We start from the raw sequence: 13,123 nt of genomic DNA on the forward strand, positions 1-13,123 counted from the left end.
TTATTATTAACTATTAATAAAAGGAGAAATAATATGCAAATAGATGTATCTGCAGAAGTGATTTTATCACAACTTGGGTATTCGAAAAGTGACGCTTCTATGAAGCAAGCTGAAAAGATGATATCAATTACAGACAACTTTGATAAGTTTTCTAAACATATCTTTTCTTTAAATGACCATTTAAAGAAAATGAACGCTTATGTTGGACTTTCAAATAAGACTGATTACTTAAAAATTAAATGTGATGAAAACGATGCAAAAGAGATTCTAGAAGAGTTTCATGAAGAAGTTTCACACTGGGCTAATAAGTACAATGTAAAACTTCAACAGTTAGATAAAAAACCTATATATTATATTTTAGGAACTCACTAAAAAATCTTTTTATATGAGTGACAATAAGGCACCTTTTGGTGTCTTTCATAATAGTCCTGATGATAATCCTCAGCCTCATAAAAAGGAACCATTTCATATAAACTTGTAGCAACCTTATATTCCATCGAATTTAATTTTTCTATTAACTCTTCACTGATCTTCTTTTCATCTTCGTCATTATAAAAAATTGCTGATAAGTATTGACTTCCAATATCAGGACCTTGGCCGTTTGTTTGAGTAAAATCATGTGTTTCAAAAAATTGAATTGCAAGTTCTTTAAAACTAACTTCATTTGAATTATATTGAACTTTTACAACTTCTAAATGACCTGTTTGACCTGTGCAAACACTTCTATAATCAGGATTAGGAAAATGACCTCCCATATAGCCAGATACAGCTGATATTACACCCTTGAAGTTTTCAAAATAATATTCAGTTCCCCAAAAACATCCACTTGCAAAATATGCTTCTTTAATTGCCATAAAATCTACCTTTTTATTAAGTTATTTTATTTATTTACAAAGTTTAGAGATATTGAGTTTACACAATGTCTTGTATTTTTAGAAGTGAAACCCTCACCTTCAAATACATGTCCTAAGTGACCACCACAAGTTGCACATACAATCTCTACTCTTCTTCCATCTGCATCAGGAACTCTTTTTACTGCACCTTTTATTTCATCATCAAAACTTGGCCATCCACAGCCTGAGCTAAACTTATCACTTGAAGTATATAAAGGTGTATCACATTTTTTACATGTGAAAACACCTTCTTCATAAAAATCATTATATTTTCCAGAAAAAGGCATTTCAGTTCCTTTATTCTCTATTACTCTTATTTCTTCTTCATTTAACTTATTATAATTCATAAAATATCCTTTTGTATCTAGTTAAATTAAATTGCTTTAAATTTTTCTTCCACTAATACTTTCCCATCATAAAGTATTTTTCCTAAAAACTCATCACCAATATTAAACTTTCCTACACCCTTTGGTGTTCCTGTCATCAAAATATCACCATCTTCAAAGCTTAAAAAACTTTTAGCATCATCAATAATTTCTGAGGGCTTATTTATCATAAGTGATACATCCCCTTTTTGTTTTAATTCATCATTTATGTATAATTCAACTTCTAATTTTGAAATATCATCATTGAAACTTACAAACTTTGAAAATACTGCTGAGTTATCAAAAGCCTTAGCTCTCTCCCAAGGTAAACCTTTTTTCTTTAGTTTTGATTGAACTTCTCTTAATGTCAAATCTAAACCAAATCCAACAGCAGAGATCTTACCCTCTTCCATCAAGAAAGATATTTCTGCCTCATAATGACATGATTCATGTCCTTGTGGGAAAATAAGTTCTTGAGAAACTGATGAGTTTGGTTTAATAAAAAAAACCATTTCATCTGGAGTGTCATTGTTTAACTCTGCAATATGTTCAGTATAATTTCTTCCAATACAAACAACTTTTGATGGAAATATATCTTGTCCTTGTAAATCAATGTTTTTCATATTTTTATCCTTTATTACTTAAAATCTTTAGTCTTTTTTTAGAGTATTTTGTATTTGCTTGTTCATACCAATATTTTGCTTTTTCTAAATCTTTTTCAATACCTAAACCTTTCTCATATAAAAAACCAAGCCATGATTTAGAATAAGTACTTTGAAGACTTGCTGCTTTTTCAAACCACTTAAAAGCCTCTTCATAATCTTGTTTTACACCATAACCTTTAGCATATAAATAGCCTAATTCCGACATAGAAAAGACATCACCTTCTTTTGCACTTTTAGTATAAAGTTCATGGGCTTTTAGATAGTCTTGTTTTACAGAAATTCCTCTTTTATAAAAGTATGCTACTTCTCTTTGAATTATAATATCAGAGTTTTTCTCTAGGAATCTATTAAAGTACTCAAAAGACTTTTGATAATCTTTTTGAACTCCTAAACCATTATGGTAAATTAATCCAAGTTTTTTTATAGCTTGTAAATCTGCATTTGAAGCTAGTTTCTCATACCAAAATATAGCTTTTTGTGTATTTTTTGGTACATTAATACCATTTTCATAAAAACTTGCAATCTTTTTTGATGCTTTCATATCACCTTTTAAAGCTTTTTCCATATAACATTCAAATTTTTCTGATTGCAAAGTTACACTCTTACAATCAATTATTTTAGGTTTTATTACTTTTTTTGTAGCTTTTTTTATAACTTTTTGTTTTTCAACTTTTGGTATTTGTTTTTCTTTTATATTAGTAAATGAACATGCGGTAAAAAAAATACAAATAAAAACAAAAAATAGAATTCTCATATATACTCCTATTTTAGACAGTAGTATTTTATCTAAAAATACTATTAATCAAATGAAGCAAAAAAATAAGATGAAAGAAGATTCAAATATAAAGATAAATCATACAGGAGATTTTTTATAAAGCTCTTAAGTATGATTTATACTCAGTAGTTACTATCTAGTATTTTTCTAATAAGTCATTTATAATAACAGAAGTAATCCCCCAGATTACTTCATCTTCATATTTATAAACCCAGATTTTATGTCTTTTATTTCCCCAAGGTTTCTTGTATGTATCAGGGAGTCCCAATTCTTCAACTGGGAATAGAATCTCTTTATTGCCTTCTTCATCAACCTTAAATGGCTGAATTTCATGAGAAAGAGTATATTCTAAAGCTTTTGTTTCTTTAAAAAATTTCAAGGGAATTAAAATAGTCTTTTCAACTTCATTTTCATCAATTTTCATTGTTTTTAAAGCTCTTTTTTTTACAACTGCAACAAAAGATTCAATTACTGCACCAATAGGTGCTACATAAGAGTCTAATTGACCTATGATTTTTATATCTTTTTTTTCAATTCCAACTTCTTCATATGTCTCTCTTAATGCAGTTTGCTTAAAATTCTTATCAATTCCTTCTTCAAACTTTCCACCAGGGAAACAAATATCTCCACCTTGTCTGATATGTGCTGCTCTTTTTTGAAAAAGTAAATGGTATTCCCCTTTTATTTTAATAAGAGGTATCAACACAGCTGAGTTAAAAAATCTATCTCTTCCTAGTACACTTGGGTTTTTAGGCATATTTGAAACTAATTGTTTTAAATCACTTTTTTTCATATTTAACTCTTTATTGACTTTATAGCTTCAATCATCGTTTTTACTATTTTTCTTAAGTCTTCTTCACTTATAGTATATGCAACAATTGAATAAATAAGTTTTCCAAAAGGTCTAATCCAAATACCTTTTGAAACACAATAATCTTGAATATATTGAGCATGGGAATCATCTTTTAATTCAATAACTCCAATAGCTCCAATATTTCTAATACTCTTAACTAAAGCTATATCTTTTGCTTTTGTTAACTCATCTGCAAAAATCTCTTCTATTTTAAAAACTTTTTCTTGCCAATTTGTTTGTTCTAAAAGATTTATACTCTCAATAGCAACACTACAAGCTAAAGGATTTCCCATAAAAGTTGGTCCATGCATTAAAATACCAAGCTTTGAATTACTAATAGTTGAAGAAACTTTTTTAGATGTTATCATAGCAGCCATAGTCATATAACCACCTGTTAAACCTTTACCAACTGTCATAATATCAGGTTTTATATCAGCCCATTCACAAGCAAACATTTTTCCCGTATGTCCAAAACCTGTTGCTATTTCATCTGCTATTAAGAGAACATCATATTTATCACATAGTTGTCTAGCTTTTTTTAAATATAAAGGATTATATATTCTCATACCTCCTGCACCTTGTACAATTGGCTCTAAAATAAACCCTGCTAATTCTTTATGATTTTGTTCAAATATATTTTCTAAAGCTTCTATAGCTTCATCACAGTTTTTATCAAAACCAATGTCAGGAGTTTTAGTGAAAATATGTTTTGGTAAATATGAACCATAGATACTATGCATTGAGTTATTTGGATCACATACACTCATTGCAGCTAAAGTATCACCATGATAAGCATTTTCTAAAGCTAAAAATTTATATTTTTTCAAACCTTTTGCTTCTTGATATTGAATAGCTGTTTTTAAAGCTACCTCAACAGAAACAGAACCACTATCACATAAAAAAACACTATTTAAGCCAGTTATGTCAACTAGTTTTTTTGACAAAATAGCTGCATTTTCATGTGCAAGTCCACCAAACATTATATGAGGCATTATTTCGACTTGTTTTTTTAAAGCTTCATTTAGTTTTGGGTGATTATAACCATGAATAGCACTCCACCAAGAACTCATTGCATCAATAAGCTCTTCACCTGATGATAAAAAAATTGATGTTTTATCTGTTCTTTCAACAGGTAATATTTTAGTTCTTGAAGGCAATGAATTATAAGGATGCCATACATGTTCTTTGTCTATATCTAACCAATTCAATAAAATTCCTATTATCTAATATTTATTGATTATATCCTAATCCAAATTATCATCATATAATATTACACTAAATTCAGCACCTTTATATTTTTCATCTTTATACTCAAACCTTTTATTTGATACATCTATAACACCATTCATATACTTTGAAATAATTTGATCACACATATATAATCCAATTCCAGTACCTGTTGAATTATGTTTTGTTGTAAAATAAGGTTCAAATATCTTGTCTAATATCTTAGGTTTGATACCACCAGCATTGTCTCTAATTTTTACAAGTGTTTTATTTTTTCTTTTTTTAATCTCAACAAAAATTACTCTATTTTCAGCTAAATTTAAAACCAAAGCATCTTTTGCATTATTTAAAATATTTATAAATACTTGAATAAACTCTGTTTCATGTCCTTGTATTACTATATTTTCAAAGCTTCTAATCACAGTAATATTTTCTTGTTCAAATTTAGAGTTAAGTAAATTTATTGTTTTTTCTAAAGTATCTGCTATATCAAATCTTACTTTTTCATCCTGAGGCTTAAAGAAGTATCTAAAATCATCAATTGTATGAGATAAATAATTAGAAGAATTTACAATGCAATCAACCGTATCATAGAAGAATTTATCATCTAAATCGTCAACTTGCTTTTTAACTTTTAAACCACTTGCACTTGTACTAATAACAGATAAAGGCTGTCTCCATTGATGTGCAATGTTTTCAAGCATTTCACCCATAGCTGCCATTTTTGATTGCCTTGCAAGCAATCTATCTTTTTTTAAATTCTCTTCAACTTCTTCTTTTACTCTATGCTCTAAGGTTTCATTTATTCTTTTTAGTTCTTGTGTCTTTTCTTCAACTTTTTTATTTAATTTTTCATTCATCTTTTTTAATAGATTTTGTCTGTAAAGTAATAAAGCACTTAAAATAAAAATAGCAAAGGTGATTTTAAATAAAAGCGCATAATCAAACTCTTTTTCATGTTGTACATAAACCCATTTATTACTTAAAGCTTCTACTTTTTCATCATCAAGACTATTTACAAATTTTGACATTATTTTATAAAGTTTAACATCACCTTTTTTTACACCAATTCTAATATCAATCTTCTCATCAATTTTTCCTGATATTTTCATATGAGATAAAAAATCTTTTTGAAGTATATACCAAGCTTTTCCCATAGCAGTAATTTGACCATAAAGCTCATCTTCATAAACTCTTTCTAAACCATCCTCTAAACTTTTAACTTTCACAAACTCTATATTAGGATATTTTGGTTTTAAAATTTCATATAAAGAAAAGCCATCTACAATTCCTATTTTTACATCTTTTAAACTTGATAGATTTTCAATAAAAGGTTTTTCATCTTTTGTCATAATTACAGATGGAACATCAACATATGCATTTGTAAAATTCATAAAAGATTTTCTATCTTGAGTTAACTGTGCAGTAGGAATAATATCACACTGATTACTTTTAATTAATTCTAAACTATTTTTTAAACTACTTGCTGGAATATAAGTTAAAGGTATTTTTATTTTTTCTTCAAGAATTTTTACAAAATCTGCAACTGAACCATATACTTTTCCATCTTTTATATCACTATATGGCATAGCATTTGGAATAATACAAGTTTTAATAAAAGCCTTTTGCTTTAAATACTCTTTTTCTTTATTTGTTAAAACAAGCTTATTATCTTCAAAATATATAAAATCATCAAAATCAATTACATTATTTGTAAGTCCCATGATATTATATAAATCATATATTCTTTGTAATTTCTCTTTTTTTATATGACCTAATTCTTTAGTATTAAAGTAAGACAGTTTCTTAAGCTGTTCACCCTCATAGATAAGCTCAGCTTTTGAAAGATTTTGAGAATTATACTTTTGTAAGATTAAATCTGCACTTTTTTCAATATTAGAATAGGCATATTCCCATCCTTTTAAAGAGGCATTTTTAAAAGCTAATGCAGTATCAATATCATTTTGAATCATTTTTTTACTTGTAAAAAGCAAATCACTATACATATCAAATCCAAATTTTTTTGGATCAAATACATTATATTCTATACCTCTTTGTTTTAATTCAAAAGGAGATTTTGAAATATATGCTGAAATTACATCTGTTTTTTTATCAATTAAATCATTGATATTATGAGTGTGTTTTATAAAATCAAGCTCTTCTAATCTTATATTTTTTGATCTTATCATAGCTTTTAGAGAAACTTCACTTGCATCATCTATAGTAGTCATTATATTTTTATTTTTAAAATCTTCAATAGAGTTTATACCTGATTCTTTAGTACTTACTAAAATTAAAGGTGTTGCTTGAAAAAGTGCGTACAAGGCTACTATATCTGTACCTTTTGACTTATCTAAAATTAAAGTTTCTCGCCCAACAGCAAAATCAAACTTTTGTTTTGCAACATCATTTGGAATATCTAAACCAAACTCAAAAGCTTTTATAGTTACATCTAATCCTGCTTCTTCATAAAAGCCTTTTTCTTTTGCCATATAATATCCAGCAAATTGGAATTGATCAAACCATGATAGCTGAATAGTAACTTTTTTTAAATCTTTTGAAAAAAGAAGACTTTGAGAAATTAGAAAAACAAAAATAAAATAGAATATACCTCTAAGCATGAACCCTTACCTTTTCTTATTGACAATATTATAACGAAGAATGTTTAGTTTATCTTTTTTTAGAGGCTAAAAAATAAAGGTTTTTCTAAAAAATACGAATAAAAAAATTTATTAAGTATATTAATAACATATCATTTTTTTATCACACCATTTTTATATAATTAGAAAAAATTTAGGAGTATTTTCAATGGAACATCAAGATTTAGAATTAAAACATATTGGAACAGTTGATGATAAAAGATATTTTATTTCAACAATAAAAATGCATGTAAGACACTCATGGCTAAATCAACACAACAATGTGTTTGTATATGAAACAATGATATTCAAAAAAGAAGACGGAAAAGTTATATACCATGAACCTGTATATAATAAAAGATACAACAGCTATGAAGATGCAATCAATGGTCATCAATATGTAGTTGAAAATACTGCTAAAATCATCAAAGAAGGTATTCTTTGTTAAATTCATAGGTTTATCCTATGAATTTATAATAAAACAACTAAAGCATATCCTACAAAAATAAGCAACATAAATAAAATAAAACCTAATAATAAAGGCTTTAAGCCAACACTAATAATCTCTTTAATTTTCGTATTATATCCCAGTGCAAACATTGCCATAGCTAATAAAAATAAATCAATTTCATTAATCAAATCAATTGTCTTTGCTTCAAGAATATTAAAAGAGTTAAATAAAATCACTATTATAAATAAAACTGCAAACCAAGGAATAGCAAGTTTTGTTTTTTGTGTATTTTTTGGAACAAAATTTAAAGCTACAAAAATCAAAAAAGGAGCTAAAAACATTACTCTTATCATTTTTACAACAACTGCATTATCTGATATTAGTTCATTATCTAAGCTATTAGCAGCTCCGACTACATGAGCTACCTCATGCAATGTTCCTCCTATGTATAAAGCCATTTTTTTCTCATTTAAACTTAATAATCCAAGATTATAAAAATAAGGATATATAAACATTGCTAGTGTTCCAAAAAGAACAACTGTTGATATTGCAAGACTAGTTTTATAAGCTTTGTTTTTTAGTACAGATTCAGTTGCTAAAACAGCTGCTGCTCCACATATAGAACTTCCAGCACTAATTAAAATAGCTATTTGCTTATCTATTTTAAGAAATTTAACGCCTATTATATATCCAAAAATAAAAGTAGTACATACAATAATAAAGCTATAAATAATTCCTTGCATTCCTATATCTTGTAGGTCACTTACTGTTAATCTAAAACCATACAAGACTATTGCAAGACGTAAAAGTTGTTTTGTACAAAAGCTTAGACTACTTTTGTTTTCTATAAAATTAAATCTATCTAAAACATTTGACAAAAATATACCTAGAAGTATTGCTATTATTAAAATTGAGAATCCTAGGTTTTCAATAAATGCTATTTTTGAAATATAAAAACTGAAAACTGTAAACACTAAAATATAAGCTATGCCTTTATAAAACTTAAAATCTTTAAAGTTTTGCATGATTTTTCCTTTTAATCTTGACTCCATTATAAAGGATTAATTTTTATTTGTAAAATTAATTAATTTTGCTATAATAATAAAAAAAATTTATAGGATATATTTTGATTACAATTAAAGAACTAGATATATTTTTTAAACTTTGTGAAGATTCTCATATATCAAATCTTGCAAAGCAAATAAATATGACCCAAGCAGCAATTTCATCAAGTCTTAACTCTTTGGAAAAAAAACTTGAAGAAAAGCTTTTTGATAGAGTTGGAAAAAGACTAATTTTAAATGAAAGGGGTAGACTTTTTAAAGAATACTCTTACAGTCCATACTTAGAACTTTTGTATAGTACTGAGATATTTAGTAATGATAAATTAAAAGGCAATTTAAAAATAGCTTCAAGTAAAACCTTCAACTGTATTGATTTATCATTATATGTATATGATTTTATATCAAAACACAATGTACAAATCACAAAACACTCAAATAATACAAAACAGATTATTCAATCTATTGTTGATTCTTCAATTGATATAGGTTTTATAGAAAATGAGTTTAATGACCCACATATAATAAAAGAAAAACTTAGTGATGATGAACTTATTATTGTAAGTGCAAATGAGCTTTATACTAATGAGAGTTATTTTATAGATGAATTATATAAAATGAATTGGATATTAAGAGAAAAAGGCTCTGCAACTAGAGAAATATTTTTAAATAAAATTCCAGATCCTGGAAATATAAATATAGCAATGGAAATATCAAATTTTGATGAAATCAAAGCCATATTACTTCATGATAAAAATAGCATTACTTGTATTTCAAAACTTGCAGTACAAAAAGAAGTAGAAGATAAAAAACTATTTAAGATAAAGGTTAAAAACATTGATTTTAAAAGGGAGCTTTTCATGATTTACCATAGAGACAAATATAAAAGTAAACTCTTTTTAGAATTCACTTCATACATACGAGATTGTTTTTATAAAAACTTTTATGAATGATTACAAAGTAATTACAGTTACAATTTGATTACATAAAAAAGAAGATATATTTAGTAATAATTTGTCATGATTCCACCAACATAATAAAAAAGGATATTCATGACATTTATTCCAGTCTCAACACAACTTTTACAAGCTGTAAAATCTAATAATGCAATAAAAGTAGAAGAGCTTATTTTAAACTCTGATACAAAAAGAGAACTTATCTTAGAACATGTATTAGAACATGGAGAAAAGTCTTTAGCTAATTTACTTCCAAGGTTTAGAAGTAAAGGATTAGTTTTAAATATTCAAAGTTTATTAAATATCTAAAAACTAGACTTTTTTTCTAACCAAAGGCTAATTTCTTCCTTGCCTTTAGAGTTTAAGGAATAAATACCCTTTCCAACTCTATCAAACCAAGCATAAAAATTATTGTACATAATATCCCTAGCTTTAGGTTCATCCAAATCTTTAGCTATAGCTGAGGCTTTACTATCTCCATGTTCTTGTAAATATATAGCTACTTTTAAAGCTTTTTGCCTATAAGAAGTAAGTACTCCTTTTTTACTTGCCATTCCACCAAGATTTGGATCCCCTATTCTACTTTGAAATTCTGCTAAAAGTTTTTCTTTTTTTTGTTTTATTTTTCTTGGTTTATACTCAGTTGGGTCTAATACTACTTCAACACTATTTTTAGTTACATCTATTAAAATAAGTCCAAACCCTAAAATTTTTAGAAGTTTAACAGTTAGTTTTCTCTTCTTTTTAAAAGCTTTTGAGTCCTTGGGAATACCTATATAAACTACAGATGATAAGCTAAGTCTATCTACACTTTGAAGTAAAACATCGAGATTTAAAGAGAGTTTTAACTCAACAATAAGAGGTTCTTCATCTTCTCTTATTGCTAAAACATCACAGTCACAAACTTCCCCTTTAACTTTATAGTTTTGTCCTTCTAAATATTGTTTTAGAGGTAGATATAAATCAGATTCTTTCATATATTATTACTTTTCAAAATTTTTTATTTAGTTTACCTTTTATTAGTTTTTATTGTATTGAAAATAGCTTATTTTTATTATATAAATGTGTGCAAAAGAAATACTTTGATAATATCTTATAATTAAAACTCAAGGTAGATTATGAGAATTTTACATGCATTAGCACAAAGACCAGGCAGAACAGGAAGTGGTGTATTTTTACAACAGTTATTTAAAGCAGGCTTAGAAAAAGGTTATGAACAAGCTGTATTAGCAGGAGTTCCACTAGAAGAGAAAGAACCTGATATAGATAATCTTGATATAAAAAACTTCTATCCTATACTATTTGAAACAGCAGAACTTCCTTTTCCTGTTGTTGGAATGAGTGATATAATGCCTTATAAAAGTACAAAGTATAGTGATATAGATGAAACTATGTATAATATGTATGAAAAAGAGTTCAAAAAAGTAATCAAAAAAGCAGTTGAAGAGTTCAAACCTGATGTTGTTATTTCAAATCATATTTGGCTTTTATCTACATTTATCAAAGATTTATACCCAAATCTTAAAACATTAGTTTTATGTCATGGAACGGATTTGAGGCAAATGGAACTTTCAAAACATCTATTGCCTATTGTAAAAGAAAAAATTCCTAAATGTGATTATCTTTTTGCTTTAAATTCTGTACAAGCACAAAGTATTAAAAACTTATATGATGTAGAAGATGAGCAAGTTATTACAAGTGGTAGCGGATATAATCCTCAGATGTTCTTTCCTATAAAAAGAGAAAAAAACAAAAAAGTAAAAATTACTTATGTTGGAAAAATAGCCAATGCAAAGGGCCTTCCACATCTGATAAATGCAATTGAAAATACTACAAATTGTGAACACTTAGAACTAAACCTTATAGGAAAAGGAAGTGGAGATGAGAGTAAAAATATAATTGAGAGTATTAAAACAAAAAAAGCAGATATAAAATACTTAGGTGCTTTACCTCAAAATGAATTAGAAAACCAACTGAGACATAGTGATATTTTTATACTTCCATCTTTTTATGAAGGTCTTCCATTAGTTGTAATTGAAGCTTTAGCATCTGGTGCAAAAGTAATTGCCACAGATTTACCAGGTCTTGATGACTTCTTAGGAGATAAGATAAAAGAACTAGATGCAATAAGATATATCAGTATGCCAAAACTTGAAACTGTAGATACTCCATATCAAAATGAAATTGAATGTTTTGAAAAAGATATAACTTCTAAACTAGATGAAGTAAGTAATGAAATATTAAATGACAAAGAGTATAAAATAGATGAAGTAATCAAACTACTTGAAGATAAAACTTGGCTAGGATTATTTAACAGATTAGAGAAGAGATTTTAATAAACCTTCTTTACTCTAATTGTCAATTAAAAATTTCCTTATCTCTTTATATAAAGAATCTGGATTTTCTTCAATAACTAAATGACCAGTATCTTCAATAGTGACTAATTTTGAGTTTTTAATATGAGAATGAAGCTTGTAGGCTTGTTCTACGGGAATCCACTCATCCTTTTTTCCCCATAAGATAAGTACTTCACTTTTAATCTCATCAAACTTATCTTGAAATTCATCTGTATATTTTGAACTAGCTTGTGCAATTTGTCTATAAAAAGCAGCTTTCCCATCCTCAGCAGTCCAAGGAGTTAATATTCCTTCAATTGTTTCTTTATTTAACTCTTGATAAGCAGCTGTTTTAATGTAAGCCTCAACTATAGCTTTGTGAATATAATCTGGAACTTGGGCAAAAGCTTCTTCATGTTTTTCCACATGTTTAAAAAATGGTGAACCCCAAGGTGAAATTGCAACAGGGTCAATAAGAACAATTTTTTTATAATTTATTTTATCAAGAATATGACTTCTTAAAACTGTAGTTCCACCAAAATCATGACCAATAATATATGGATTTTCTAAACCCCAGTGACTAATTAACTCTTTTAAAACTTTGTTTTGTACAGCTAGTGATACATCAGCATCTTTTTTATTAGATTGTCCATAACCTAGTAAATCAAAATAGTAAACCTTGAAGGAGGAAGATAGTTTATTTATTAAGTGTCTTAAATTAAAAGATGACCAAGGTGTTCCATGAACTAATATCAAAGCTTCACCTTTACCTTTTATAGCATATTTTATCTCTTTATTATCATAACTATAAGAATAAGGAAGTTTCCAGTTTTTCATTATCTCTCTTTTTTAATATTTAAGGTATTGTACTTTATTTTTCTGATAAAAAGTAGAAATATTAC

At 27.1% G+C, this 13,123-nt stretch carries 15 protein-coding genes; 5 read left to right on the forward strand and 10 right to left on the reverse strand.

The genetic code is table 11. The features are described 5' to 3' along the window. Window positions 1-33 precede the first annotated feature (33 nt). A complete protein-coding gene (locus tag NJU99_RS11410; protein ID WP_254576032.1) occupies window positions 34-372 on the forward strand; it encodes a hypothetical protein in 339 nt (112 codons plus the stop codon). Here NJU99_RS11410 and msrA read toward each other — a convergent pair. From msrA to NJU99_RS11445, 7 genes are all read right to left on the reverse strand, one after another. Then, window positions 369-854: a peptide-methionine (S)-S-oxide reductase MsrA gene (gene msrA, locus NJU99_RS11415; protein WP_254576033.1), complete on the reverse strand. Its 486-nt coding sequence runs from the start codon at window positions 852-854 to the stop codon at window positions 369-371. The genes NJU99_RS11410 and msrA overlap by 4 nt on opposite strands. A 26-nt stretch (window positions 855-880) precedes the next feature. Next, the gene (locus tag NJU99_RS11420) at window positions 881-1,240 is read right to left on the reverse strand and encodes a methionine-R-sulfoxide reductase (RefSeq protein ID WP_254576034.1); all 360 of its coding nucleotides are present in this window, start codon (window positions 1,238-1,240) and stop codon (window positions 881-883) included. 26 nt (window positions 1,241-1,266) lie between these two features. After that, complete coding sequence (locus NJU99_RS11425) at window positions 1,267-1,881, reverse strand: fumarylacetoacetate hydrolase family protein (protein ID WP_254576035.1); 615 nt, start codon at window positions 1,879-1,881, stop codon at window positions 1,267-1,269. 4 nt (window positions 1,882-1,885) lie between these two features. Then, window positions 1,886-2,677 (reverse strand): tetratricopeptide repeat protein, encoded by a 792-nt coding sequence (locus NJU99_RS11430; RefSeq protein WP_254576036.1) that lies wholly within the window; start codon window positions 2,675-2,677, stop codon window positions 1,886-1,888. Between the two features lie 157 nt (window positions 2,678-2,834). Further along, window positions 2,835-3,491, reverse strand: coding sequence for an NUDIX hydrolase (locus tag NJU99_RS11435; protein WP_254576037.1), 657 nt, complete (start codon window positions 3,489-3,491; stop codon window positions 2,835-2,837). A gap of 2 nt (window positions 3,492-3,493) precedes the next feature. Further along, window positions 3,494-4,759, reverse strand: coding sequence for an adenosylmethionine--8-amino-7-oxononanoate transaminase (gene bioA / locus NJU99_RS11440; protein ID WP_254576038.1), 1,266 nt, complete (start codon window positions 4,757-4,759; stop codon window positions 3,494-3,496). A gap of 36 nt (window positions 4,760-4,795) precedes the next feature. Next, window positions 4,796-7,399: an ABC transporter substrate-binding protein gene (locus tag NJU99_RS11445; RefSeq protein ID WP_254576039.1), complete on the reverse strand. Its 2,604-nt coding sequence runs from the start codon at window positions 7,397-7,399 to the stop codon at window positions 4,796-4,798. Between the two features lie 187 nt (window positions 7,400-7,586). Here NJU99_RS11445 and NJU99_RS11450 point away from each other — a divergent pair, with 187 nt between their 5' ends. Continuing rightward, window positions 7,587-7,865: a hypothetical protein gene (locus tag NJU99_RS11450; RefSeq protein WP_254576040.1), complete on the forward strand. Its 279-nt coding sequence runs from the start codon at window positions 7,587-7,589 to the stop codon at window positions 7,863-7,865. Window positions 7,866-7,888: 23 nt separating this feature from the next. Here NJU99_RS11450 and NJU99_RS11455 read toward each other — a convergent pair whose 3' ends face one another. Then, a complete protein-coding gene (locus tag NJU99_RS11455; protein WP_254576041.1) occupies window positions 7,889-8,893 on the reverse strand; it encodes a YeiH family protein in 1,005 nt (334 codons plus the stop codon). 101 nt (window positions 8,894-8,994) lie between these two features. On the opposite strand from NJU99_RS11455, the gene NJU99_RS11460 reads away from it, so the two are divergent. Together NJU99_RS11460 and NJU99_RS11465 are read left to right on the forward strand one after the other, a co-directional pair. Continuing rightward, complete coding sequence (locus NJU99_RS11460; RefSeq protein WP_254576042.1) at window positions 8,995-9,882, forward strand: LysR family transcriptional regulator; 888 nt, start codon at window positions 8,995-8,997, stop codon at window positions 9,880-9,882. A gap of 99 nt (window positions 9,883-9,981) precedes the next feature. Beyond that, a complete protein-coding gene (locus tag NJU99_RS11465; protein ID WP_254576043.1) occupies window positions 9,982-10,194 on the forward strand; it encodes a hypothetical protein in 213 nt (70 codons plus the stop codon). Here NJU99_RS11465 and NJU99_RS11470 read toward each other — a convergent pair. Next, window positions 10,191-10,862 (reverse strand): DUF2161 family putative PD-(D/E)XK-type phosphodiesterase, encoded by a 672-nt coding sequence (locus tag NJU99_RS11470; RefSeq protein ID WP_254576044.1) that lies wholly within the window; start codon window positions 10,860-10,862, stop codon window positions 10,191-10,193. The genes NJU99_RS11465 and NJU99_RS11470 overlap by 4 nt on opposite strands. A 141-nt stretch (window positions 10,863-11,003) precedes the next feature. Between NJU99_RS11470 and NJU99_RS11475 the strand changes: the two genes are divergently transcribed. Continuing rightward, on the forward strand, window positions 11,004-12,221 hold the full coding sequence (locus NJU99_RS11475) for a glycosyltransferase family 4 protein (RefSeq protein ID WP_254576045.1): 1,218 nt from the start codon (window positions 11,004-11,006) through the stop codon (window positions 12,219-12,221). Window positions 12,222-12,236: 15 nt separating this feature from the next. Here the strand turns inward: NJU99_RS11475 and NJU99_RS11480 are convergent, their stop codons facing one another. Continuing rightward, window positions 12,237-13,058: an alpha/beta fold hydrolase gene (locus tag NJU99_RS11480; RefSeq protein ID WP_254576046.1), complete on the reverse strand. Its 822-nt coding sequence runs from the start codon at window positions 13,056-13,058 to the stop codon at window positions 12,237-12,239. Window positions 13,059-13,123 lie beyond the last annotated feature (65 nt).

Origin of the sequence: Arcobacter roscoffensis (assembly GCF_024267655.1) — a bacterium.
GTDB classification, from domain to species: Bacteria; Campylobacterota; Campylobacteria; order Campylobacterales; family Arcobacteraceae; genus Arcobacter_B; species Arcobacter_B roscoffensis.